A 22,770-nucleotide genomic window follows, 5' to 3' on the forward strand; every position below is an offset into this window, starting at 1 on the left:
CGGCGCCCGGCGTGGGGCCGGCCGGCGGGGCGGGCGTCCGGCTGGTCGCGTCCGGCGACGGCGTGGGTGTGGGCGCGGGCGTGCCGGAGGAGGCCACCGTCCGCCGCTCCGGCACGGGGTCGTCCTTCACCGCGGAGGCCACCGCGTAGCCGCCGGCCGCCAGCACCCCGGCGACCGCGGCGGTGGCGCCCGCCACCCGCAGCCAGCCCCACGCTGCCGGGCGCACGAGCCGACGGCCGGGGCGGACCTGTCCGGCCATGCCGCGCTCGATCCGCGCCAGGATGCGCGCGCGGTCGGGCTCGTGCGCCCCGGCCGCCTCGTGCAGCCGGGCGCGCAGCTCCTCGTGCACGTCCCGCCGCATGGTCATCGGTCCTTTCCTCCGGCGTCCCCGGTTCGTGCCATCGCCGCGTGCACCCTGCGCGGAGCGTCCCGCGTGCCGAGCAGCCGCTGCAGCTCGGCCATCCCCTTCGACGTCTGGCTCTTCACCGTACCCACGCTCACACCCAGGGCCTGCGCGGTGTCCTTCTCGGACAGGTCGAAGGCGTGCCGCAGCACCACACAGGCCCGCTTGCGGAACGGCAGCCGGCGCAGCGCCTCCTGGACGTCGACGGCACCCGCCACGTCCGGGTTCTCGGTCCGCTCCTCGCGCTGCGACCAGAACAGGGCGATCCGGCGCCGTTCGCGCACCGCGCCGCGGATCCGGGTACGGGCCAGGTTCGCGACCACTCCGCGCGCGTACGCCACCGGGTGGTCCGCCGCGCGCACCCGGTCCCAGCGGTGCCACAGCGCCAGCAGGGCGTCGGCCGCCAGGTCGTCCGCCGCGTCCGCCTCGCCCGTCAGCAGATGGGCCAGCCGGGCCAGTTCGGCGTGGTGGCGTTCGAAGAAGGCGTGGAACTCCACGGAGGCGGCGTCGTCGACGACTGTCCCCACGGTCTCCCTCTCACAACGGCTCCCCGACGTCGAACAGGTGTGCGCCGGGTATGGGTCCCGGGACTTTATCAGCGCCCGTCCGGACCCTCGAACGTCGCATGACGGGCCGAACTCCCCGTCGGTTCCTGCTCCTTGGCGTCCCGCAGCGTCAGCACCACCTCGTCGATCTCCTCGCCCCGCGCCTGCGCGTACCCTCTGGCCCGCGCGGACTCCCGGAAGCCGCACTTGTGCAGTACCCGCAGCGAGCCCGCGTTGTCCGCCGCCGCGCGTGCGTACAGCGGGCGTTCGGGCACCTCGGCCAGCAGGGCGCGCAGTGCGGCCGTCGCGATGCCCCGGCCCCAGTAGGCGCGGTCCACCCAGTAGGTGACCTCGCGCTCGCCCGGCTCGCCGTAGACGGCGGCGCTGCCGACCACGTCACCGTCCGCCAGGATCGTGCGCTGCGTGTCGGACGAGGCGCGCAGCCTGCGCCAGTGCGCGTCGAAGGCGTCGCGGTCGGCCGGGTCCTTCGGGGTGAAGGCGGCCATCCGCAGGGACTCCGGGTCGTTCATCTGCCGGAAGAACACCGGCAGATCGCTGTCGTGGACTTCGCGGAGCGCGACGTTCATGGCTCACAGCCTCCTGGTGGCGAGCAGCAGACGGTCACGGGCGTCGAACAGGGCGTCCTTCACCATCTGTTCGTGCGCGGGCGTCAAGCGTGCCACGGGGATCGAGCAGCTGACCGCGTCCCGGGCCGGGGTGCGGTACGGGATCGCCACGCCGAAGCAGCGCAGGCCGAGGGTGTTCTCCTCACGGTCGACGGCGTAGCCCTGCTCACGGATCCGGTGCAGTTCCTCGATGAGCTTCTCGCGGTCGGTGATGGTGTGCTCGGTCAGCGAGGGCAGCGTCTCCGGGAGCAGCTTGCGCACCTGCTCGTCCGAGTACGTGCTCAGCAGCGCCTTGCCGAGCGCGGTGGAGTGGGCGGGCAGCCGGCGGCCGACCCGGGCGAAGGGGCGCAGGTAGTGCTGCGACTGGCGGGTGGCCAGGTAGACGACGTTCGTACCGTCCAGACGGGCGAGGTGGATGGTCTCGGTGGTGTCGTCGGACAGCCGGTCCAGCGTCGGGCGGGCCGCCGCGACCACCTCGTCGCCGTCGAGGTAGGAGGTGCCGACGAGCAGCGCGCGCACGCCGATGCCGTAGCGCGTGCCGGTCGCGTCGGTCTCCACCCAGCCCAGCTCGACGAGTGTGCGCAGCAGCATGTACAGGCTGGACTTGGGATAGCCGACGGCTTCCTGGACCTCGGCCAGGGAGTGCATACCGGGCCGGCCGGCGAAGTACTCGAGCAACTCCACGGTCCGCACCGCGGACTTGACCTGCGCCCCGCCGCCTGCCTCGCCTGCCGACATCGCCCTTGACCCCTTCGTTCGACGAGAAGCTGCAGTTATAGTCTCACCGTATTCATCATCAGAGACAGTGTTCAGTATATCGAACGCCCTGGTGGGTGATCCGAATACGGCCGACCGGGCCGACCGTAGGGACCGGTCGGATACTGCGGCAAGACATGTGGAGGGATCCGCGGTGGCAGCACCAGTCTGGAGTGTCGACCCCCGTACCGGAAAGCAGCGGGAACAGGTCGCGGTGGAGGCCACGGCCCAGGAGGTGGACACCGCCGTACGCGCCGCCCACGAGGCGCGCGGCGCGCTCGCCGACCGGACCGTGCGCGCGGCCTTCCTGCGCACCGCCGCCGACCGGCTTCAGGCGGCCCGGGACCAGCTCGTCGAGGCCGCCGACGCCGAGACCGCGCTCGGCCCGGTCCGGCTCACCGGGGAACTGGCCCGCACCTGCTACCAGTTGCGGGCCTTCGCGGACATCGTCGACGAGGGCGCCTTCCTCGACGTGATCATCAACCACCCCGACGACACCGCGACCCCGCCGATCCCGGACCTGCGCCGCCACAAGGTGCCGCTCGGCGTCGTCGCCGTCTACGCCGCATCCAACTTCCCCTTCGCCTTCTCCGTCGCCGGCGGCGACACCGCGAGCGCGTTCGGCGCGGGCTGCCCGGTCGTCGTCAAGGCCCACCCCGACCACCCGGCCCTGTCCGAGCTGGTCGCCAAGGTGCTGCGCGGGGCCGCCGCCGAGCACGGAGTCCCCGAGGGCGTGGTCGGTCTCGTCCACGGCTTCGACGCGGGCGTCGAGCTCGTCAAGCACCCGCTGGTCGCCGCGGCCGGCTTCACCGGCTCCGTACGCGGCGGCCGGGCCCTGTTCGACGCCGCCGCCGCGCGGCCGGTGCCGATCCCCTTCCACGGCGAGCTGGGCTCGCTGAACCCGGTGCTCGTCACCGAGGCGGCGGCGACCGAGCGGGCGGAGGCCATCGGGGCCGGCCTGGCCGGCTCGATGACGATGGGCGTCGGACAGTTCTGCGTCAAGCCGGGCCTGGTGCTGGTGCCGTCCGGGGCGGCGGGCGACGCCCTGGTCAAGTCGCTCACCGAGGCCGTCGGCGACACCGACCCGGGCGTCCTGCTCGACCGCCGGATGCGCGACAACTTCCTCGCCGGCATCGCCGAGCGCACCGGACTGCCCGGCGTCGACTCCCCGGTCACCCCCGGCGCGGGCGGCGAGCACACGGTCAGCGCGGGCTTCCTGACGGTCCCGGCCGGGAAGCTGACCGGCGAGGGCGCGTACGACGTGCTCCTGGAGGAGTGCTTCGGGCCGGTCACCGTGGTGGCCCGCTACGAGGACGAGGCCGAGGCCACCGCCGTCCTGTCCCGCCTGCCCGGCAACCTCACCGCGACCGTGCAGCTGTCCACCGAGGAGGCGGCCGGCCAGGGGCGCGGCGCCGCACTGCTGGCCGAGCTGACCCCGCTCGCCGGACGCGTCCTCGTCAACGGCTGGCCGACCGGCGTCGCGGTGGCCCCCGCCCAGCACCACGGTGGCCCCTACCCGGCGACGACGTCCACGTCCACCTCCGTGGGCGGCACGGCGATCGAACGCTGGATGCGTCCGGTGGCCTACCAGAACGCCCCGGAAGCCCTCCTCCCGCCCGAGCTGCGCGACGACAACCCCCTCGGCCTGCCCCGCCGCTTCAACGGACGCCTGGAGCGCTGACCCCGCCGGGGGGAACCACAGCGGTGGCGTCCGCGTCCTCCGTCGCATGATCGATGACAGCGGGCGCGGACGCCCGGTGATACGTACAGCCGTGCCCGCCGAGGCGGAGACCATCGCCGCGCTGCACGCGCGGGCCCGGGCGACGTACTACCCGGAAGGGACCCCGGACGACGGCACCGACTGGGCCGCGGTCTGGCGAGGTGCCGTCGAACGGCCCGGCGGGCACGTCCTGTGCGCCGTCGACCAGGGCCGCGTCGTCGGTCTCGCCTCCTTCCGCACCCCGCCGGACAGCGCCGCGGACACGGTCACGCTGTTCCAGTTCCACGTCGATCCCGACCGCTGGGGCTCCGGCATCGGCACGGCCCTGCACACGGCCTGCGTCGAGCAGTGGCGGACCGACGGCAAGCGGACCGCCGTCCTGGAGGTCCACGTGGACAACCACCGCGCCCAGCACTTCTACACCCGCCGGGGCTGGACCCAGGACCCGGACCACCCACTCACCGAAGGCGACCACCACCTGCGTCTGCGGTACGCGGTGCCCGGGGAATGAAACAGGCCGCTTGAAGGTTCACGTACATGGCGGAGGGGGTCTCCCTCCGCTTCCGTACGAGCGGGAGAGAGCCGAGAGCATGCGCGTCGAGGTCTGGTCGGACATCGCCTGTCCCTGGTGCTACGTGGGAAAGGCGCGCTTCGAGAAGGCGCTCGCGGACTTCCCGCACCGTGATCAGGTCGAGGTGGTGCACCGGTCCTTCGAGCTGGACCCGCACCGGGCCAAGGACGACATCCAGCCGGTCCTCACCGTGCTCACCAAGAAGTACGGCATGAGCGAGGCGCAGGCACAGGCAGGGGAGGAGAACCTGGGGCAGCAGGCCGCCGCCGAGGGGCTCGCCTACCGCACCCGGGGCCGCGACCACGGCAACACCTTCGACATGCACCGCCTGCTGCACCTGGCCAAGGAGCACGGCAGGCAGAGCGAACTGCTGGACGCGCTGTACCGGGCGAACTTCGCCGAGGAGCGCTCAGTCTTCTCCGAGGGCGACGAACGGCTGGTGGAACTGGCCGTCTCCGCCGGGCTCGACGCCGACGAGGCCCGCAAGGTGCTCGCCGACCCCGACGCCTACGCCGACGAGGTCCGCGCCGACGAGCGGGAGGCCGCGCAGCTCGGCGCCACCGGGGTGCCGTTCTTCGTGCTCGACCGCAAGTACGGCGTCTCCGGAGCCCAGCCCGCCGAGGTCTTCACCCGGGCGCTCGCCCAGGCCTGGGGCGAGCGCTCGCCGCTCACCCTCCTCCAGGACGGCGGCGGGGACGCCTGCGGACCGGACGGATGCGCGGTGTCGCAGAGCTGAGACCGGCGCGCCTGCCCTGGTCGGCGCGGACACATGAGCGGCGCTTGGGTGTGCCGTGCAGGAATACGCGATGGACTGCGACCGCGCCGGGCCGCACAGTGGTGCCATGGAGACCTTCGAGAGCCTCGTCCGTGCCGAGTTCGCCCCGAAGAACACCTACCTGAACACCGCGGCCCTCGGGCTGCTCCCGGCCCGTGCGGTGACGGCCCTGCGCGCCGCCGTGGACGCGGCCGCCGCCGGGCAGCCCACCGACATGTTCGCCGACGTCGAGGCCGCCCGCGCCTCCTTCGCCCGGCTGACCGGGGTCCCCGGCCACCGCGTGGCGGCCGGCGCCTCGGTCGCCGTCCACACCGGGCTGATCGCCGCCTCGCTGCCCGAGAGCGCCGAAGTCCTCACCGCGGAGGGAGACTTCAGCTCGCTGGTGAACCCCTTCCACATCCGCCGCGACCTCAAGGTGCGCAGCGTCCCGCTGGAGCAGGTCGCCGAGGCGGTACGGCCCGGCACGGCACTGGTCGCGGTCAGCGCCGCCCAGTCGGCGGACGGCCGGATCGCCGACCTGTCCGCGATCCGTGAGGCCGCGCGCGAGCACGGGGCGCGCACCTACGTCGACGTCTCCCAGGCCGCCGGCTGGCTGGACCTCGACGCGGACGCCCACGACTACGTCTCCGCCGTCGCCTACAAGTGGCTCCTGTGCCCGCGGGGCGTGGCCTTCCTGGTCGTCCCCGACGACCTCGGCGGCCTCAGCCCGCTGTTCGCCGGCTGGGTGGCGGGGGAACGACCCTGGGACAGCTGCTACGGTCCCGTAGACGAACTCGCCCACTCCGCACGGCGGTTCGACGAGAGTCCCGCACTCTTCTGCTACGCCGGCGCCCGCCGCTCCCTCGAACTCGTCGAGGAACTCGGCGTGTCCGCCGTACGCGCCCACGACCTCGCCCTCGCCGAACGGTTCCGCACCGGCCTGCACTCCCTCGGTCACGAGCCCGTTCCCGCACCCGGCTCGCCGATCGTCTCCGTGCCCGGACTCGGTCGCCGGCAGGGTGACTTGAGCGGCGCCGGCATCGAGCTCTCCGCCCGCGCGGGCAATCTGCGGGCCGCCTTCCACCTCTACAACACGCCCGCGGACGTCGACCGCCTGCTGGACGTACTGGCCGGGTGAGGACCCACGACGACAACGGGCAGTGGCCCCCCGTCCCGCAGGAGGAGGCCACTGCCCGGCAGTCACGGCGCGATCACTTCACGGGCGTGAAGTCCCGCGCCCCAATGAACTCAGGCCTGCGCACCGGCGCCGCGAACGGCTCCACCGCCGTGTTCTCCACGCTGTTGAACACGATGAACACGTTGCTGCGCGGGTACGGCGTGATGTTGTCGCCGGAGCCGTGCATGCAGTTGCAGTCGAACCAGGTCGCGGAACCGGCCCTGCCCGTGAACAGCCTGATGCCGTGCTCCGAGGCCATCTTCGTCAGCGCCTCGTCGGACGGGGTGCCCGCGTCCTGCATCTGCAGCGACTTCTTGTAGTTGTCCTCCGGCGTGGCCCCCGCACAGCCGAGGAACGTCCGGTGCGACCCCGGCATGATCATCAGGCCGCCGTTGGTGTCGAAGTTCTCGGTCAGTGCGATCGAGACGGAGACCGTGCGCATGTTCGGCAGGCCGTCCTCGGCGTGCCAGGTCTCGAAGTCCGAGTGCCAGTAGAAACCACTCGCTCCGAAGCCCGGCTTGACGTTGATCCGCGACTGGTGGACGTACACGTCCGAGCCGAGGATCTGCCGCGCCCGGCCGACCACCCGCTCGTCGCGCACCAGCCGCGCGAACACCTCGCTGATCCGGTGCACTTCGAAGACCGAGCGGATCTCCTGGGACTTCGGCTCGACGATCGAGCGCTCGTCGGCCCGGATCGCCGGGTCGCTCACCAGCCGGTCCAGCTCCCGCCGGTAGACGGCGACCTCCTCCTCGGTGATCAGCTGGTCGATGGCGAGGAAACCGTCGCGTTCGTACGCCTGGAGGTCGGCCGCCGAGATCGGGCCGGGCGTGTCGGGAGCGCCCCAGACGACGGGGTCCTGACGGGGGACGGTCACCTCGGTGGCGCCGCGGGTGGGGTAGAGGTCGGTGACCGTGTTCGTGGTGCTGTTCGTGCTGTTGGTGGTGTTCGTGGTGTTCGTGGTGACGGTCATGGGGGTCACACCTCCTCGGGTTCGGTGAGCAGGGGGTAGACGCCGTTCTCGTCGTGGTCCTCCCGTCCGGTCACGGGCGGGTTGAACACGCAGATGCAGCGGAAGTCCTCCTTGACGCGCAGCGTGTGCCGCTCGTGCCCGTCGAGGAGGTACATGGTGCCGGGCGTGATCGTGTACGTCTTCCCGGTCTCGCGGTCGGTCAGCTCGGCCTCGCCCTCGACGCAGACGACGGCCTCGACGTGGTTGGCGTACCACATCGACGTCTCCGTGCCGGCGTACAGGACCGTCTCGTGCAGGGAGAAGCCGACCCTCTCCTTGGCGAGGACGATGCGCTTGCTCTCCCAGGTGCCGGACTTCGACTTGACGTGCCGGTCGGTGCCTTCGATGTCCTTGAACGAACGGACGATCACGGTGGTACGTGCCTCCTAGCTGGCTGGGTCGCTCGTTGCTCTTTGCTCGGTCGGGTGTTCAGGCGGTCTCGCGGACCGCGCGGGCGAGGACACGCATGCCCTCGTCCAGCTCCTCGGGGGTGATGGTCAGGGCCGGCAGCAGCTTGACGACCTCGCCCTCCGGGCCGGAGGTCTCCACCAGCAGCCCGAGGTCGAAGGCGCGCCGGGCGATCCGCTCGGCACGGCCCTTGTCGTGGAACTCCAGGCCCCACACCAGGCCCCGGCCCCGGAACTCACTGACGTCGGCGCGGTTCTCCTCGGCGATCGAGACCAGCCACTGCTCGACCTGCTCACCGCGGGCGCGGGTCTGCTTCTCCATCGCCGAGCCGTCGGTCCAGTACGCCTCCAGCGCGGCCGTGGCCGTGACGAAGGCGGGGTTGTTGCCGCGGAAGGTGCCGTTGTGCTCGCCCGGCTCCCACAGGTCCAGCTCGGGCCGGAACAGGCACAGTGCCATCGGCAGACCGTAGCCGCTGATGGACTTCGACACGGTGACGATGTCCGGCACGATCCCGGCCTCCTCGAAGGAGAAGAAGGCCCCGGTGCGCCCGCACCCCATCTGGATGTCGTCGACGATCAGCAGCATGTCCTGCCGCTCGCACAGCTCCTTGAGAGCGCGCAGCCACTCGGCCCGGGCGACGTTGATGCCGCCCTCGCCCTGCACGGTCTCGACGATCACGGCGGCCGGCTTGTTGAGCCCGGAGCCCTGGTCCTCCAACAGCCGCTCGAACCACAGGAAGTCGGGGACCGTGCCGTCGAAGTAGTTGTCGAACGGCATCGGCGTGCCGTGCACCAGCGGGATGCCGGCGCCGGCCCGCTTGAAGGCGTTGCCGGTGACGGCGAGGGAACCCAGCGACATGCCGTGGAAGGCGTTGGTGAACGACACGATGGCCTCGCGGCCCTTCACCTTCCGGGCCAGCTTCAGCGCCGACTCGACCGCGTTGGTGCCGGTCGGGCCCGGGAACATGACCTTGTACGGCAGATCGCGGGGGAGCAGGACCAGGTCCTGGAAGGTCCGCAGGAACGTGCGTTTGGCGGTGGTCGACATGTCGAGCCCGTGGGTGACGCCGTCGCGCTCCAGGTAGTCGAGCAGCGCCCGTTTCAGTACGGGGTTGTTGTGGCCGTAGTTGAGCGAGCCGGCGCCCGCGAAGAAGTCGAGGTACTCGTGGCCGTCCTCGTTGTACATGCGGCTGCCGCGCGCCTGGTCGAAGACGGTGGGCCAGCCACGGCAGTAGCTGCGCACCTCGGACTCCAGGGTCTCGAAGACGCTCAGGTCGGGCTGGGTGATGGTCACGGCGAATCGCTCCTCGGTGTGGGGAGTGAGAGGGAGTCGGAGAGATGGGGTCTGGAAGGGGGCGGGCGGGGGAGCGGCCGGGTCTCAGAAGGACAGCGGACCGATCCGGTAGAGGACCTCCGGGTCGTGCGGCCCGTCCGGGAACTGCCCGGTGTCGAACAGGACCTCGCGCTCGACCGTGGCGCCGTGCCGGGCGGCGTAGGAGGTGAACAGCCGCTCGGAGGCGGTGTTGCCCGGGGTGATCGTGGTCTCGACCGCGGTGAGCCCGCGCTCGGCGGTGACCCGGGCGGTGAGCCCGTCCAGCAGCCGGGCGGCCAGGCCCCGGCCGCGGTGGCCGGCGTCGACGGCCACCTGCCACACCAGCAGGGTGTGCGGGCTGTCGGGCCGCACGTACCCGGTGACGAAACCGACCGGTTCACCGTCCGCGCCGCGCGCCACCGCGGACGTGGCGGCGAAGTCGCGGCACCACAGCAGATAGCTGTACGAAGAGTTCACATCCAGCGTCCCGGAGTCCTTCGCGAGCCGCCAGAGCGCGGCGCCGTCGGCGACGGTGGGACGCTCGATGCGTGGGGTCTCCGGCAATTCGGTATGAGAGGCTTGCAGGTCTGCTTGTGCGGCAGTCATGCGAAATGAACTTACCGAGAGGAATTCAAAAATGCATCGCCCTTGGGGCTTACATGAATCGCGCCTGTGTGTTATCACGCGGGCGTACGGCTACGCGAGGAGCCTGCATGATGTGCCGGTTTGCCCGTTCATTACCGGGCAAAAGGGCCGCACTTGTGGAGCGCGTCACAGCTGGATAACTCTTGCGGGAGCCCTTGGGAATGCACCTCGGAATGTTCGCAAAACCTTTGCGTTTAGGTTGCGAAAAACGGGGCAGAAGAAGACGGGCGGCTACTCCTAATTGAATTAAAGAATTGCCCTGATGTAAAGCTGCTGTCAAGCACCGCTAACCCCGTCGATACGCTCCCGGAGAATGTCGGCATGTCCGTTGTGGCGCGCGTACTCCTCAATCATGTGGACGAACACCCACCGCACACTGACCTCCACCCCCGCCATCGCCCCGCCGGCGATCCGCCCGGTGTCGTCCAGACCCCTGCCCGCGCACACCTCCCGCCCGCGGGCGATCTCGCGCCGCCACACGTCCAGCGCCTCCCCGAGCCCGCGCGCCGGATCGAGCGCGTACCCGGTCTCCTCCCCGAACACCGGCGGCACGTCGAGCCCGCCCACCACCCGCTGGAACCAGTTCCGCTCCACCTCCGCGAGGTGCTGCACGAGCCCGAGCAGCGTCAGCGACGAGGGCTCCGCCGATGCCGTCCGCACCTGCGCGTCGTCCAGCCCGGCGCACTTCAGCTCCAGGGTGGCCCGGTGGAAGTCCAGCCAGCTCTCCAGCATGGGCCGCTCGGGCCCGGTCATCAGCGGAACCGGGCGGCCGTCGGGCAGGGTCTGCGGTGCGTCAGCGGGCATGGGGCGAGCATGGCACGGGCGGGGTGCCCGGCGCCCCCGCCTTTTCAGCCCCGCCCGCCCTGCCCCCGGCCGGCTACCGGCGCCACGTCCCCGCGACCGCGTGCCGGGCGGCCTCCACGTCCACGTCCGTGCCGTGGTCGGTCAGGGCGGTGGCCAGGGCCGTCAGGCTTGCCTCCACGGCCTCCCGGGTGGCGTCCGCGCCGTAGTGGTTGACGCGGATCATCTCCTTGGCGAGCGGGCCGCCGCCCGCGGCCAGCGGGAGGGCCGGGTCCGTCTCCAGGGCCCGGGCCACCAGGTCGGAGGCCGCGACGCCGGCCGGGGCGCGCAGGGTCGTGGCGACCGGGGCCGCCTCGGAGGCCTCGTGGACGTACGGCTCCAGGCCACCGCCCAGGGCCGACGCGCCCGCACGGGTCGCCGCGGCGGCGCGGCGGTGGCGGGCCATCACCTCGTCCGGCCCCACCGCCTCGATGCGCTCCAGGCAGGCCTCCAGCGCCAGCATCTCCAACTGCGCCGGCGCGTGCAGCAGCGCGGTGCGGCCGCCGTCGATCCAGCGCTCCTTCCAGTCCAGCAGGGACAGATAGGAGCGGCGCGGCGCCCGCGGGTTCGCCGCCATCCGGGCCCAGGCACGCTCACTGACCGACACCGCCGACACCCCGGCCGGCCCGCCCATCGCCTTCTGCGCCCCGATCACGCACAGATCCACGCCCCACGCGTCCGGCAGCACCGGCTCGGCGCCGACCGACGCCACGGCGTCCAGGTGGAACAGGGCACCCCGCTCCCGTACGACCTCACCGATCTCCGCCACCGGATTGGTGTTGCCGGTCGCCGCCTCCGCGTGCACCAGCGACACGAAGTCGATCTCCGGATGCTCGGCGAAGGCCTCCTTGACCTGGTCCGCCGTGACCGCCGTGTGGTACGGGACCGACAGGTCGTACACCGTCGCCCCGCAGTCCCGCAGCCAGTTGCCGAACGTCTGCCCGTACGGCCCCGTGATCACGTTCAGCGCCGTCGTGCCGGGACCGGCCGCTCCCCGGATCGCACCCTCCAGCGGCAGCAGCGCCTCGCCCTGCATGATCACGACATCCTGCTCGGTGGCCAGCAGCCGCGCCACCCGGTCCTCGATCGAGGCGAAGCGGTCGGCGCCCAGCGGGGCGAGGTCCAGGAAGGGATGGGTCACGGTGGTGTTCTCTCCATGCGGGCGTGGGCAGACGCATCGAGAGTAGTCGCCCCGTCCCGCACCGGACCGGGTGGGACAGGGCGAGCGGTGGCTCACTAAGGTGCGATGCATGAGCGATCACGCGGTGCTGCACGTGAAGGGGCGAGTGCTCGCCGGACCGCAGGACGACCAGGTCCGGGACGAGCTGTGGGTGGTCGGCGGCCGGGTCACGTACGACCGCCCCGCCGGCGCCCGCGACATCCGTACCGTCGAGGGCTGGGCCCTGCCCGGCCTGGTCGACGCGCACTGTCACGTCGGCCTGGACGCCCACGGCCCGGTCCCCGAGGACGTCTCCGAGAAGCAGGCCCTGACCGACCGCGACGCCGGCACCCTCCTCCTCCGGGACGCGGGCTCGCCCTCGGACACCCGCTGGATCGACGACCGCGAGGACCTGCCGAAGATCATCCGTGCGGGCCGCCACATCGCCCGCACCCGCCGCTACATCCGCAACTACGCGTGGGAGATCGAACCCGAGGACCTGGTCGCGTACGTCGCCCAGGAGGCCCGGCGCGGCGACGGCTGGGTCAAGCTGGTCGGCGACTGGATCGACCGCGACCTGGGCGACCTGTCGGCCTGCTGGCCGCGCGAGGCCGTCGAGGCGGCGATAGCGGAGGCCCACCGCCTGGGCGCGCGCGTGACCGCGCACTGCTTCTCGGAGGACTCCCTCCAGGACCTGGTCGAGGCGGGCATCGACTGCGTCGAGCACGCCACGGGCCTGACCGAGGACCTGATCCCGCTCTTCGCCGAACGCGGCGTCGCGATCGTCCCCACCCTGGTCAACATCGCCACCTTCCCCAAGCTGGCCGACGGCGGCGAGGCCAAGTACCCCCGCTGGTCGGCCCACATGCGCCGCCTGCACGAGCGCCGCTACGACACCGTCCGCGCCGCTTACGACGCCGGCATCCCGGTCTACGTCGGCACCGACGCCGGCGGCTCCCTGCCCCACGGCCTGGTCGCGGCCGAGGTCGCCGAACTGGTCACGGCAGGCATCCCACCCCTGGAGGCCCTGTCGGCGACGACGTGGGCCGCACGCCAGTGGCTCGGCCGCCCCGGCCTCACCGAGGGCGCCCCCGCCGACCTCGTGGTCTACGACGAGGACCCACGCGCGGACGTACGCGCACTGGCGGCACCTCGGCGGGTGGTGCTGAACGGGAGGGTGGTCGGCTGAGAGCCGGCTCGGCGCGCACGGTCGGCGAAGCTGTGTTCTCGAACGACCGCCACTCGTAACCGCTGACCTCCCCGGTCTGGAGCGTCACCGCGTGCTGGGTCCGAAGAGGAACGGTCTCGACCCCCGGGAGGGGAATGACGGCGTCGCGAGGGATGCCGGCTTCGGGACCGGGCCGCTCGATCAGTCCTCTGTTCCGACGCTCATCCGGTGGGGCGTGCCGAGGCCGTCTGGTGTGCGCTCGACCCTGTCCACACGTTCGCCGGCCCGTGGCTGGGGCCGATCCCGTATGTCCGTGGCGAGACGGTACTCCGGCAGTGCGATGCACCCGGCCTTGGCGAACTGCGCGGCGAGCAGGTTCCGCATCGGCCAGCGGGTCATCGACCGCATCGAGAGATCGCGCAGCCGGATGCCGAGCCGGCCCGATGGAGCGTACCCGGCGGCTCCGCCGGGCGGCAGCTGCTGCGCCTGGCTCACGTACGGGCGCATCACTGTGTCGTAGCGGCGGAAGGCGGCACCGTGGTCGCCCTCGGTGGCGGCGAGTTCACCGGCCAGGACGTAGGCGCCGACCAGGGCAAGGCTGGTCCCGAGGCCGGTCAGCGGAGTCGCGCAGTATCCGGCGTCGCCGAGCAGGGCCACGCTGCCGCGCGACCAGCTGTCGAGGCGGACCTGGCCCATGGAGTCGAAGAGGAAGTCCGGGGCGGTGCGCATCGCCCGCAGCAGGCGTGGAGTCTCCCAGCCGACGTGGGCGAAGTGCCGTGCTACGACATCCTGTTGGGCGGCGACGTCGCGGCGGTCGTAGGCGAGCGGTGGCGAGCGGAAGCTGAAGCCGGCCTTGATCTCGCAGGGGAGGCGGCCGGACGTCGACCTCACCACCGTGCCCGCCGAGTCGCTTCCCGGGGAACTCCGCGAGCAGGTCGCCGCCCGGCGCGACCCGGACTCCTTCAGCAACAGGGCGTTCGCGGTCACCGATCCGGCGGAGATCGACTTCGGCTCACCGGAGGTGCAGGCCGTGGAACTCCCGGCCTCCAACGGCATCGGCACCGCACGCGCACTGGCGCGCATGTACGCCGCGCTGATCGGCGAGGTGGACGGCGGACGCCTGCTCGCTCCGGGAACCCTGGCGTCGGCGACCAGGGAGCAGGCCGGCGGGAAGGACCGGGTGATGCTGATACCGAGCCGCTTCAGCACCGGCTACATGCTGCCCACCGAGGCCAACCCCATGACCGGCCCGAACGCCTTCGGCCACACCGGCCGGGGCGGCTCCCTCGGCTTCGCCGACCCGGAGCACGGCATCGCTGGTCGGTGCGGTGCGAAGGTCACTGGCGCAGATGGCTGTTGACCGCCATCTGCCACGGGGGTGACCGGTGGGAACACCCGTGCCAGAAGAATCGAAAAGATGGGCGGAAACCCCACGAAAGGGTGAAGTAACCCAGGATCGCTGACCGTTCACTCTCGGTGCGTAATTCTTACCGGGTCCCAAGCATTCTCTTCTGGGGGTCCCACACCTTGAACGGCCACACCTTTCGCATGCCCGCACGCCGTTGCGTCACCGTCGCCGCCGCCACCGTCCTGGCAGCCGGCCCGGTGGCGCTGGCCGGAGCGGGCGCCGCGCATGCGACCGGCGCGCAGGACGGTCGCGCCGGCGCCTCCGTGCTGCGCACCGGCCTCGACGTGTCCCTGCTCAACAAGACGGTGAACGTCCCGCTCGCCGTCTCCCTCAACGAGGTGCAGGCACCGCAGAGCGCACAGCAGACCGCGCTGACCGCCCGGCTCGACGGCGTCGACGGCGGAAAACCCTTCAGCGTGCTCCGCGCGGACGTGGCGAAGGCCGACGCGACCGTCTCGGAGGACAAGGCCGAGGGCACGGTCGAATTGGCCCACGCCAAGCTCCACGTCCCCGGCCTGCCCCGGCTGTCCGTCATCGAGGTCGACCAGGTCACCTCCAGGGCGACCTGCGAGGCGGGCAGGCCCCCGGTCGCCACGTCCAACGTCCTGGGTCCGGTCACCGTCCTCGGTAAACGGGTGACCGTCACCCCCGGTGGCACGACCGACGTCCACGTGCCGGGCGTCGGCGAGGTCCGCCTGGACCTGTCCCAGCGCGAAACCACCTCCCGCACGGCTGCGGCAACGGCCCTGGAACTCAAGGTCTCCGTCAACCCGCTGAAGCTCAACGTCGCCGAGGTGGAAGGAACCATCACCCTCGCCAGGGCGACCTGCGAGGCTCCCACGGCCCCCGAAGAGTCCGCGGCACCCCCCGCCCCCGACGTCAAGCCCCAGGGCGCCCCCGACGCCGAACCCCAGGGCGCCCCCGGCGCCAACCCCCAAGGCGCCCCCGCGGCCGAGCCCGACCTGGCGGAAACGGGCAGCAACTCCCTGACCCCCTATCTGGCGGGAGGCTCGGCAGTGCTGCTCGCACTCGGTGGAGGAGTGGTGGCGCTGACCCGCAAGCGCAGGAGTTAGGGGGAGGGGCGGGGGCTGGGGCGGAGTCCTACGTCGGTACGTCCAGGGCCGTGGACAGGGCCGCCAGGAAGCCGGCTGTCGTTTCCCGGTCCCGTACCGCCAGGCGCAGCCACTCCTCGTCCAGCCCCGGGAACGTGTCCCCGCGCCGCACCGCGTAGCCCAGGGTGCGGAGCCGCTGCCGTACGTCCGAAGCTCCCGGCATACGGACCAGTACGAAGGGACCCTCGGCCGGCGAGACCACCCGCACCCCCGCCCCCGCGAAGGAGGCCAGGCCCGCCACCAGGCGGGCCCGGTCCTCCGCGATACGGCGGGCGGCCTCCTCCGCCTCCGCCAGTGCCCGCGGCTCCACGCACGCCGCGGCCGCCGCCAGCGCCGGCGTGGACACCGGCCACAGGGGCTGGGCCCGCTCCAGTTCCGCGATCACCTCCGGGGCGGACAGCACGTAGCCGATGCGCAGGCCCGCCAGCCCCCATGTCTTCGTCAGGCTGCGCAGCACCACCAGACCGGGCACGTCGGTCCGGCCCGCCAGCGCCTCCCGTTCGCCCGACACCGCGTCCATGAAGGCTTCGTCGACCACCAACACCCGGCCAGGTCGGGCCAGTTCGGCGAGCGTCGAGGCCGGGTGCAGGACCGACGTCGGGTTCGTCGGGTTGCCGACCACCACCAGGTCCGCGTCCTCGGGGACGGCCGCCGGGTCGATCCGGAAGCCGTCCTCCTCCCGCAGCAGCACCCGGTCCACCGTGTGCCCCGCGTCCAGCAGTGCCGCCTCCGGCTCCGTGAACTGCGGGTGCACGACGACCGGGCGGCGCACCTTCAACGCCCGCGCCAGCAGCACGAACGCCTCCGCCGCCCCCGCCGTCAGCAGCACCCGCTCCACCGGCAGCCCGTGCCGCGCCGCCACCGCCGCCCGCGCGGCCCGCCCGTCCGGATAGGCCGCGAGACCGGTGAGCGAGGCGGTGATCCGCTCCCGCAGCCATGCCGGCGGAGTGTCCGCCCGCACGTTCACGGCGAGGTCCACCAGCGCGGAGCCGTCGTCCCGCACCTCCGCGTCCCCGTGGTGCCGCAGGTCGTGGCGGCCCGGCGCCCGATTCTCAGTGCGCATGTGAGTGCGCGTGTCCGTCGTGGTGGTGCTCGTGGTGCCCGTGGTGGTGGCCGTCGTCGTCCGGGTGGTAGTGCGGCTGCTGCGGCAGCCCCACCTTGTCCTCGAAGCCCGGCAGCGCGATCCGGTACACGCACGAGTCGCAGTTCATCCGCAGATCGCCCTTCACCGCCTCCTCGTACCGCTCCATCACCAGGTCCAGCAGCTCCGGCTCCGGCCCGATCACGTCCGCCGAGCGCACCTCGACCTCCGGGTGGACCGCCGCCCAGTCCGCCGCCTGCCGCCGCACCCGCTCCGGCAGGATGCCCGTGAACAGGAAGTAGGGGAGGACCACGATCCGCCGCGCGCCCAGCTTCGCGCACCGCTCGAGACCGCTCGGCACATCCGGCGCCGCCAGCGACACGAACGCCGTCTCCGCGCCCGCGTACCCGCGCCCCTCCCACAGCAGCCGCGCCGCCTTGCACACCTCGGAGTTGGCATCCGGGTCCGTCGACCCGCGCCCCACCAGCAGCACCGTCACCTCGGAGCGGTCCCAGGAGGGGTCCACCGCCTCGTCCAGCCGCCGCTCCAGCACGCTCAGCAGCGCGGGGTGCGGGCCCAGCGGACGGCCGTAGGTGTACGAGATCCCCGGGTGCCGTTGCTTCTCGCGGGCCAGCGCCGCCGGGATGTCGCCCTTGGCGTGCCCGGCGGACACCAGCATCAGGGGTACGGCGGCGAACCGCCGCACCCCCCGCCCCACCAGCTCGGCGACCGCCTCGCCCAGCGGCGGCGGGGACAGTTCGATGAAGCCGCCCGCGACGGGCAGTTCGGGGTGGCGGCGGCCCAACTCCCTCACGAAGTCACGGAACGCCTCGGCTCCGGCCTCGTCCCGGGTGCCGTGACCGGCGATGAGCAGGGCGGGAGGCGGCGGGGTGGTCACAGGGTCTCCTCAGACGATTCAAGCGAAGTGGGGTGATACAGCAGGGCGTTGAGCGCGGCGGCGGCGACCGCCGAACCGCCCTTCTCGGACACGTTGCTCACCGCGGGCAGCCCGCTCCCGCGCAACGCGGCCTTGGACTCGGCCGCCCCGACGAAACCGACGGGCAGACCGATGACGAGTGCGGGGGAGGCGTCCAGCCTCAGCAGCTCCTCCAGGGCGGTCGGGGCGCAGCCGATCACCCACAGGGCGCCCGGGCCGACGTCCTCGTACGCCAGCCGGACCGCGTGCGCCGAACGCGTCAGCCCGGGACCCGGCCCGGCGTCCTTCAGACGGCAGACGGTGTCGCGCCGGGTGATCCCGGCCGCCACCATCTCCACGTCCACGACCACGGGCGCCCCCGCGTGCAGCGCCGTGTGTGCCCGCACCAGCTCACCCTCGTCCATGACGAGGTCGGAGGCGTACTCCAGGTCGGCGGCGGAGTGGATGACCCGCTCCACCACCGCCCGCGTCAGCGGCGGGAAGTGCGAGGTGTCCAGGCGGGCGCGCAGCCGGCGGAAGGACTCCTGCTCGATGGGGTGGACGACGCGGTTCACTTCGGGTCCTCCCGGGTCTCCTGCCAGCGGTAGCCCCGCGGCGTGACCATCCGCCCCGCGATCTCACGGGTCGCCGTGTTGCCGACCGTCACGACCGTCATCATGTCGACCGTCGCCGGGTCCAGCCCGGCCAGCGTCGTCAGCCGGCTGGACTCGTCCGGCCGCGAGGCGTTGCGTACGACACCGACCGGTGTCGTCGGCTCCCGGTGCCCGGCGAGGATCGCCAGCGCCTCGGGCAGCTGCCAGTCGCGGCCCCGGGAGCGCGGGTTGTAGAAGGTCACGACCAGGTCGGCCTCCGCCGCCGCCCGCACCCGCCGCTCGATGACCTCCCACGGCGTGTGCAGGTCGGAGAGGCTGATCGACACATGGTCGTGCCCGAGCGGCGCCCCGAGGACCGCCCCGGCCGCGAGCGCCGCCGTGACCCCCGGCACGCCGACCACGTCGATGTCGTCCGACGCCTCGGCGAGCGCGGGGGAGGCCATGGCGTACACCCCGGCGTCCCCGCTGCCGATCAGCGCCACGGCGTGCCCGCGCCGGGCCTCGGCGACCGCCGTCCGCGCCCGCTCCTCCTCCGCCCCGAGCCCCGACTGAAGGATCCGGGTGCCGGGCCGCAGCAGGTCGCGGATCTGGTCGACGTACTGGTCGAGCCCCACCAGCACGGAAGCCCGCCGCAGCTCCGCCTTCGCGCGCGGGGTCAGCAGGTCCCGGGCGCCCGGACCGAGCCCGACGACCGCGAGCCGCCCGCGCCCCGGCCGCCGTACCACCGCACACGTGGCCATGGCCGGCTGCCCGTCCGCCCGCTCCGACTTCCTCTTGGGCACCAGGAGTTCACCCCCGCCCACCAGCGCGGCGGCCTCCGCGACCGACGGCGTACCGACGGCGGCGAGCGGCGCGGCGGACGGGTTCGGCACGTCGACCGCCGCCAACTCCCCGGCGGAGTACGTCACCAGCGGCACCCCCAGCCGCCCGGCCGCCGCGACGAGACCCGGCTCGCCGGCCTTGGCGTCGACGGTGGCGAGGCAGGAGACCGACCGCACGGACAGCCCCGCGTCCCGCAACGCGCCCTCGACCAGCCCCAGCACCTCCTCCACGGGAACACCCCCGGAGGCACCGACGCCGACCACGAGGGACGGCGGCCGCAGGACCACCTCGCGCTCGCCCGGCTCGACCGCCCGGTCCGTCACCCGCACGGTGTACGGCCCCCGCGCCGCCACCGGCAGCGGCGGCAACGGCCACGGCACCTCACGGTCGAGAGCCACGGGCTCTCCGTCGAGCAGCGCCCGCGACACCCCGGCCACGTCCCCCTCCACCGGCAGCCCCAGCGTGTCCAGCCCCGGCAGTCCCACGGCGTCCGTCGCAGTCGTCACCACGGGCTCGGCCCCCAGCAACTCACCCACCGCCACCGCGAGTTCGTTCGCCCCGCCGCCGTGCCCGCCGACCAGCGACACGGCGAACCGCCCGGCCTCGTCCACGCACACCACACCCGGGTCGGACGCCTTCCCACCCAGCAGCGGCGCGATCAGCCGGACCACCGCCCCCGTCGCCAGAAAGCACACCAACTGCTCGCACTCGGCGAACGCGGCCCGTACGGCGTCCCCGACGTGCCCCTCGTACACCCGTGTACGCTCCGGCCACGCGGCCGCCAACCGGTCCCGCGCAGCCGCGCCCGCCGCGGTGGCGGAAATGAGGCCGATCACTGGAAAACTCCTTTACTGGACGCCGGGGGCCGCACGCCCCACAGCAGGAACACGGGATTGGCCGCCGCCAGCCGGGTCACGTCCCCCGGCAGCGGCGCCAGCCGGGACGACTGCAGCAGCACCCCGTCGCAGGCGAACCCGGCGACCGTGAGCGCCTCGCGCGCCGCCGGCACCCGGTCGAGCGCCGCCATGGAGACCACGACGGTCCGCCGGGCCCGCCGCGCGCACGCGCCGACGATGTCCGGCAGCTCACGCCCCCCGCCGCCCACGAACACGGCGTCGGGATCGTCGAGCCCGGACAGCACGACGGGCGCCGTACCGTGCACCACCGCCACATCGACCCCATGGGCATCGGCGTTGGCCCGGATCCGCTCCACCCCGTCCGCCGCCTTCTCCACCGCGACGACGGCCGCCCCGAGCCGCGCGCACTCCACCGCCACCGACCCCGACCCGGCCCCCACGTCCCAGACCAGGTCACCCAGGTGCGGCCCGAGCCGGGCCAGCGCCAGCGCCCGCACCTCGAACTTGGTGACCATCGAGTCGCGGTGTGCGAACCCGGTCTCTTCCAGGGCCCACCGGGACGGGCCGGGCGGCTGCCCAGCGACCGTACGTACGGGTCCCAGCGCCCGTGCCTCGTCCAGGCACAGCACCACGCTCACCGCCGTACCCCAGTCCCGGCCGGCGGCCTGGGCGGGCGTGACCCGCTCCACGCGCTCGCGCGCCGGATCACCCAGCGCGGAGGCCACGACCAGCACCCGGTCGCCGGAGGGCGTGCGGGCCAGCGCGGCGCCCAGCTCGGCGGGCCCGGCCCCCGGCCCGGTCAGCACGGCGACCTTCGGCCGCGCCCGGCACACGTTGACGGCCGTCCGCAGGTCCCGCCCGTGCGCGCTGACCACCACCGCGTCGTCCCAGGGCAGCCCGAGCCGCGCGAAGGCGACGGCGACGGAGGACATCCCGGGCCGCACGTCCAGCCGCCCCGGCCCGAACCGCTCGGCCAGCACCCGCACGACCCCGAAGAACCCCGGATCGCCCGAGGCCAGCACGACGACACGCCGCCCCTTGTCGACGTACCGCTCCACCACGTCGAGCGCGGGCTCCAGCGGCCCGAGCACGACCCGCTCGGCGCCCTCCGGCAGCCGTACGGCGTCCAGATGGCGCCGCCCTCCCACGACGAGCCCGGCACCGGCGAGCACCTGAGTGTCGTACGCCGCCCCCGTCCCCGCACCGACGACCGTGATCACGTGCTCGCACCCCGCGCGCGCAGGGCCTTGCGGGCCTCGGGGTCGGCCTTGCGGTAGCCGTGGAAGTGGCCGGGGTGGTACAGGTGCGAGCGGGTGCCGTGCGCGTCCAGCGCCGGACCGACCAGGAACAGTGTGTGCTTCCAGAGCCTGTGCTCCTTGACCGTCTCCTCCAGCGTGCCCACCGTGCACTTGACGACCAGCTCCTCCGGCCAGGTCGCCTGGTACGCCACCACGACCGGCGTGGACGTCGGATAGCCGCCCTCCAGCAGCTCCCGCACCAGCCGGCCGCTGCGGGCCGCCGACAGGAAGACGGCCATCGTGGTGCCGTGCCGGGCGAACTCGCGCACCTCCTCACCGGGCGGCATCGGCGTCTTGCCGCCGCCGAGCCGGGTGAGCACCACCGACTGCGCGACCTCCGGGATGGTCAGCTCACGCCGGGCGAGCGCGGCGACGGCGGAGAAGGAGGAGACACCCGGCACGACCTCCGTCGCGATCCCGATCTCCGCGCACCGGTCGAGCTGCTCCTGCGTACCGCCCCACAGGGCAGGGTCACCGGAGTGGACACGGGCCACGCGCAGCCCCTCCCGGTGCGCCCGCTCGTACACGGCGACGACGTCCTCCAGGGACAGGGCCGCCGAGTCCAGGACCTCCGCGCCCTCGCGCGCGTGTTCGAGCACTTCGGCCTGTACGAGACTGGCCGCCCAGATCACGACATCGGCCTCGGCGATCGCGCGGGCGGCGCGGAACGTCAACAGGTCGGCGGCGCCGGGACCGGCACCGACGAAGGTCACCTTGCCGGCGGGGGCATCGGCCATGGGTCGGGTCCTCTCGTGCGAAAAATCACGGTGTCTGGGGGTGCAGCGGTGGCCGGATGCGCGCGACCGGGGGCTGATCCGATAGCAAGAGCACATGGCGGTCTACGTCGCGCTCGGCGCGTTCCTGATGACGCTGGCCGGCGGCTGGGCGGCACAACGGGTGACCGACCGCCGCCATCTGGTCCTCGGACTGGCCGGCGGCCTGATGCTGGGCGTGGTCGGTCTGGACCTGCTCCCCGAGGCACTGCACGCGGCCGGCGGGGAGGTGTTCGGCGTACCGGCGGCCCTGCTGCTGTTCATGGCCGGCTTCCTGCTGGCCCACCTGGTGGAGCGCCTGCTGGCCGCACGGCAGGCCGCGCACGGCGGCGACGAGCAGCACAACCACCGCACGCCCGAGGTGGGCCTGACGGCGGCGGCCGCGATGGTCGGCCACAGCACCATGGACGGCGTGGCGATGGGCGCGGCCTTCCAGGTGGGCGGCGGCATGGGAGCCACGGTCGCGCTCGCGGTCATCGCCCACGACTTCGCGGACGGCTTCAACACGTTCACCGTCACCCGGCTGTACGGCAACGCGCGCCGCAAGGCGGTCGCCATGCTCGTGGCGGACGCGCTGGCCCCGGTGGCGGGCGCCGCATCGACCACCTTCGTCACCATCCCGACGTGGTTCCTCGGCGGCTATCTCGGCCTCTTCGGCGGAGCACTGCTCTACCTCGCGGCGGCCGAGATCCTCCCCGAGGCCCACCACGAACACCCGGCCCGCTCGACCCTGCTGTGCACGGTCGCGGGAGTGGCGTTCATCTGGGTGGTGGTCGGACTGTCGGGCTGACCAG

The 22,770-nt window shown here is 73.0% G+C and carries 23 protein-coding genes and 2 pseudogenes; 8 read left to right on the top strand and 17 right to left on the bottom strand.

The features are described 5' to 3' along the window. The 4 genes and pseudogenes from DEP02_RS02820 to DEP02_RS02835 form a co-directional block, all read right to left on the bottom strand. Window positions 1-367: pseudogene (locus DEP02_RS02820) on the bottom strand (hypothetical protein); the annotation flags it as partial. After that, the gene (locus tag DEP02_RS02825; RefSeq protein ID WP_112465723.1) at window positions 364-930 is read right to left on the bottom strand and encodes a SigE family RNA polymerase sigma factor; all 567 of its coding nucleotides are present in this window, start codon (window positions 928-930) and stop codon (window positions 364-366) included. The gene DEP02_RS02825 and the pseudogene DEP02_RS02820, both read right to left, overlap by 4 nt. A gap of 68 nt (window positions 931-998) precedes the next feature. Continuing rightward, a complete protein-coding gene (locus DEP02_RS02830) occupies window positions 999-1,535 on the bottom strand; it encodes a GNAT family N-acetyltransferase (protein WP_112465724.1) in 537 nt (178 codons plus the stop codon). A gap of 3 nt (window positions 1,536-1,538) precedes the next feature. Next, a complete protein-coding gene (locus DEP02_RS02835) occupies window positions 1,539-2,312 on the bottom strand; it encodes an IclR family transcriptional regulator (protein WP_112465725.1) in 774 nt (257 codons plus the stop codon). A gap of 172 nt (window positions 2,313-2,484) precedes the next feature. Here DEP02_RS02835 and DEP02_RS02840 point away from each other — a divergent pair, with 172 nt between their 5' ends. The 4 genes from DEP02_RS02840 to DEP02_RS02855 all read left to right on the top strand — a co-directional run bounded on the left by DEP02_RS02840 (window position 2,485) and on the right by DEP02_RS02855 (window position 6,513). After that, window positions 2,485-4,011, top strand: coding sequence for an aldehyde dehydrogenase (NADP(+)) (locus tag DEP02_RS02840; protein WP_112465726.1), 1,527 nt, complete (start codon window positions 2,485-2,487; stop codon window positions 4,009-4,011). 46 nt (window positions 4,012-4,057) lie between these two features. Further along, window positions 4,058-4,561: a GNAT family N-acetyltransferase gene (locus DEP02_RS02845; protein ID WP_198668264.1), complete on the top strand. Its 504-nt coding sequence runs from the start codon at window positions 4,058-4,060 to the stop codon at window positions 4,559-4,561. A gap of 79 nt (window positions 4,562-4,640) precedes the next feature. Then, on the top strand, window positions 4,641-5,357 hold the full coding sequence (locus DEP02_RS02850; RefSeq protein ID WP_112465727.1) for a DsbA family oxidoreductase: 717 nt from the start codon (window positions 4,641-4,643) through the stop codon (window positions 5,355-5,357). A gap of 106 nt (window positions 5,358-5,463) precedes the next feature. Beyond that, complete coding sequence (locus DEP02_RS02855) at window positions 5,464-6,513, top strand: aminotransferase class V-fold PLP-dependent enzyme (RefSeq protein WP_112465773.1); 1,050 nt, start codon at window positions 5,464-5,466, stop codon at window positions 6,511-6,513. A 73-nt stretch (window positions 6,514-6,586) separates the two neighbouring features. Here the strand turns inward: DEP02_RS02855 and thpD are convergent, their stop codons facing one another. The 6 genes from thpD to DEP02_RS02885 all read right to left on the bottom strand — a co-directional run bounded on the left by thpD (window position 6,587) and on the right by DEP02_RS02885 (window position 11,909). Then, complete coding sequence (thpD, locus tag DEP02_RS02860; RefSeq protein WP_112465728.1) at window positions 6,587-7,525, bottom strand: ectoine hydroxylase; 939 nt, start codon at window positions 7,523-7,525, stop codon at window positions 6,587-6,589. 5 nt (window positions 7,526-7,530) lie between these two features. Continuing rightward, entirely contained in the window at window positions 7,531-7,935 is a 405-nt protein-coding gene (locus DEP02_RS02865; RefSeq protein WP_112465729.1) for an ectoine synthase, read from the bottom strand. A 58-nt stretch (window positions 7,936-7,993) separates the two neighbouring features. Then, window positions 7,994-9,265 carry a diaminobutyrate--2-oxoglutarate transaminase gene (ectB, locus tag DEP02_RS02870; protein WP_112465730.1) on the bottom strand — a complete coding sequence of 424 codons (1,272 nt, stop codon included), beginning with the start codon at window positions 9,263-9,265 and terminating at the stop codon, window positions 7,994-7,996. An 84-nt stretch (window positions 9,266-9,349) separates the two neighbouring features. Further along, a complete protein-coding gene (ectA, locus tag DEP02_RS02875; protein ID WP_112465731.1) occupies window positions 9,350-9,889 on the bottom strand; it encodes a diaminobutyrate acetyltransferase in 540 nt (179 codons plus the stop codon). Window positions 9,890-10,204: 315 nt separating this feature from the next. Further along, window positions 10,205-10,732, bottom strand: coding sequence for a DinB family protein (locus tag DEP02_RS02880; RefSeq protein ID WP_112465732.1), 528 nt, complete (start codon window positions 10,730-10,732; stop codon window positions 10,205-10,207). 73 nt (window positions 10,733-10,805) lie between these two features. Next, window positions 10,806-11,909, bottom strand: coding sequence for a pyridoxal-phosphate-dependent aminotransferase family protein (locus tag DEP02_RS02885; RefSeq protein WP_112465733.1), 1,104 nt, complete (start codon window positions 11,907-11,909; stop codon window positions 10,806-10,808). Between the two features lie 109 nt (window positions 11,910-12,018). Between DEP02_RS02885 and DEP02_RS02890 the strand changes: the two genes are divergently transcribed. Beyond that, the gene (locus tag DEP02_RS02890; RefSeq protein ID WP_112465734.1) at window positions 12,019-13,116 is read left to right on the top strand and encodes an amidohydrolase family protein; all 1,098 of its coding nucleotides are present in this window, start codon (window positions 12,019-12,021) and stop codon (window positions 13,114-13,116) included. Window positions 13,117-13,296: 180 nt separating this feature from the next. Here DEP02_RS02890 and DEP02_RS02900 read toward each other — a convergent pair whose 3' ends face one another. Next, the gene (locus tag DEP02_RS02900; RefSeq protein ID WP_198668266.1) at window positions 13,297-13,986 is read right to left on the bottom strand and encodes a Rossmann-fold NAD(P)-binding domain-containing protein; all 690 of its coding nucleotides are present in this window, start codon (window positions 13,984-13,986) and stop codon (window positions 13,297-13,299) included. Here DEP02_RS02900 and DEP02_RS02905 point away from each other — a divergent pair. Together DEP02_RS02905 and DEP02_RS02910 are read left to right on the top strand one after the other, a co-directional pair. Then, window positions 13,964-14,413 (top strand): annotated as a pseudogene (locus DEP02_RS02905) (serine hydrolase domain-containing protein); the annotation flags it as partial. The gene DEP02_RS02900 and the pseudogene DEP02_RS02905 overlap by 23 nt on opposite strands. A 209-nt stretch (window positions 14,414-14,622) precedes the next feature. Continuing rightward, on the top strand, window positions 14,623-15,576 hold the full coding sequence (locus DEP02_RS02910) for an SCO1860 family LAETG-anchored protein (protein ID WP_112465735.1): 954 nt from the start codon (window positions 14,623-14,625) through the stop codon (window positions 15,574-15,576). Window positions 15,577-15,604: 28 nt separating this feature from the next. Here the strand turns inward: DEP02_RS02910 and cobC are convergent, their stop codons facing one another. The 6 genes from cobC to cobM are packed head-to-tail and all read right to left on the bottom strand — an operon-like array spanning window position 15,605 to window position 21,940. Then, entirely contained in the window at window positions 15,605-16,678 is a 1,074-nt protein-coding gene (gene cobC / locus DEP02_RS02915) for an Rv2231c family histidinol phosphate aminotransferase CobC (protein ID WP_112465736.1), read from the bottom strand. Continuing rightward, complete coding sequence (locus tag DEP02_RS02920; protein ID WP_112465737.1) at window positions 16,668-17,594, bottom strand: sirohydrochlorin chelatase; 927 nt, start codon at window positions 17,592-17,594, stop codon at window positions 16,668-16,670. The genes cobC and DEP02_RS02920 overlap by 11 nt, the downstream gene beginning before the upstream one ends. Continuing rightward, complete coding sequence (locus DEP02_RS02925; protein ID WP_112465738.1) at window positions 17,591-18,187, bottom strand: precorrin-8X methylmutase; 597 nt, start codon at window positions 18,185-18,187, stop codon at window positions 17,591-17,593. Before DEP02_RS02925 ends, DEP02_RS02920 begins: the two co-directional genes overlap by 4 nt. Next, window positions 18,184-19,884, bottom strand: a complete 1,701-nt coding sequence (gene cobJ / locus DEP02_RS02930) for a precorrin-3B C(17)-methyltransferase (RefSeq protein WP_112465739.1) — start codon at window positions 19,882-19,884, stop codon at window positions 18,184-18,186. Before cobJ ends, DEP02_RS02925 begins: the two co-directional genes overlap by 4 nt. Beyond that, complete coding sequence (gene cbiE, locus DEP02_RS02935) at window positions 19,881-21,125, bottom strand: precorrin-6y C5,15-methyltransferase (decarboxylating) subunit CbiE (protein ID WP_112465740.1); 1,245 nt, start codon at window positions 21,123-21,125, stop codon at window positions 19,881-19,883. Before cbiE ends, cobJ begins: the two co-directional genes overlap by 4 nt. Further along, the gene (gene cobM / locus DEP02_RS02940) at window positions 21,122-21,940 is read right to left on the bottom strand and encodes a precorrin-4 C(11)-methyltransferase (RefSeq protein WP_112465741.1); all 819 of its coding nucleotides are present in this window, start codon (window positions 21,938-21,940) and stop codon (window positions 21,122-21,124) included. Before cobM ends, cbiE begins: the two co-directional genes overlap by 4 nt. Window positions 21,941-22,034: 94 nt before the next feature. Between cobM and DEP02_RS02945 the strand changes: the two genes are divergently transcribed. Further along, window positions 22,035-22,766: a ZIP family metal transporter gene (locus DEP02_RS02945; protein WP_112465742.1), complete on the top strand. Its 732-nt coding sequence runs from the start codon at window positions 22,035-22,037 to the stop codon at window positions 22,764-22,766. Window positions 22,767-22,770: the final 4 nt, after the last annotated feature.

Source organism: Streptomyces triticisoli (assembly GCF_003270085.1).
GTDB classification, from domain to species: domain Bacteria; phylum Actinomycetota; class Actinomycetes; order Streptomycetales; family Streptomycetaceae; genus Streptomyces; species Streptomyces triticisoli.

Coding starts and splice junctions, on each gene's coding strand:
- DEP02_RS02830 (WP_112465724.1), bottom strand. CDS start 1,535: ATGAACGTCGCGCTCCGCGAAGTCCACGACAGCGATCTGCCGGTGTTC.
- DEP02_RS02835 (WP_112465725.1), bottom strand. CDS start 2,312: ATGTCGGCAGGCGAGGCAGGCGGCGGGGCGCAGGTCAAGTCCGCGGTG.
- DEP02_RS02845 (WP_198668264.1), top strand. CDS start 4,058: ATGATCGATGACAGCGGGCGCGGACGCCCGGTGATACGTACAGCCGTG.
- DEP02_RS02850 (WP_112465727.1), top strand. CDS start 4,641: ATGCGCGTCGAGGTCTGGTCGGACATCGCCTGTCCCTGGTGCTACGTG.
- DEP02_RS02855 (WP_112465773.1), top strand. CDS start 5,464: ATGGAGACCTTCGAGAGCCTCGTCCGTGCCGAGTTCGCCCCGAAGAAC.
- thpD (WP_112465728.1), bottom strand. CDS start 7,525: ATGACCGTCACCACGAACACCACGAACACCACCAACAGCACGAACAGC.
- ectA (WP_112465731.1), bottom strand. CDS start 9,889: ATGACTGCCGCACAAGCAGACCTGCAAGCCTCTCATACCGAATTGCCG.
- DEP02_RS02880 (WP_112465732.1), bottom strand. CDS start 10,732: ATGCCCGCTGACGCACCGCAGACCCTGCCCGACGGCCGCCCGGTTCCG.
- DEP02_RS02890 (WP_112465734.1), top strand. CDS start 12,019: ATGAGCGATCACGCGGTGCTGCACGTGAAGGGGCGAGTGCTCGCCGGA.
- cobC (WP_112465736.1), bottom strand. CDS start 16,678: ATGCGCACTGAGAATCGGGCGCCGGGCCGCCACGACCTGCGGCACCAC.
- cobM (WP_112465741.1), bottom strand. CDS start 21,940: ATGGCCGATGCCCCCGCCGGCAAGGTGACCTTCGTCGGTGCCGGTCCC.
- DEP02_RS02945 (WP_112465742.1), top strand. CDS start 22,035: ATGGCGGTCTACGTCGCGCTCGGCGCGTTCCTGATGACGCTGGCCGGC.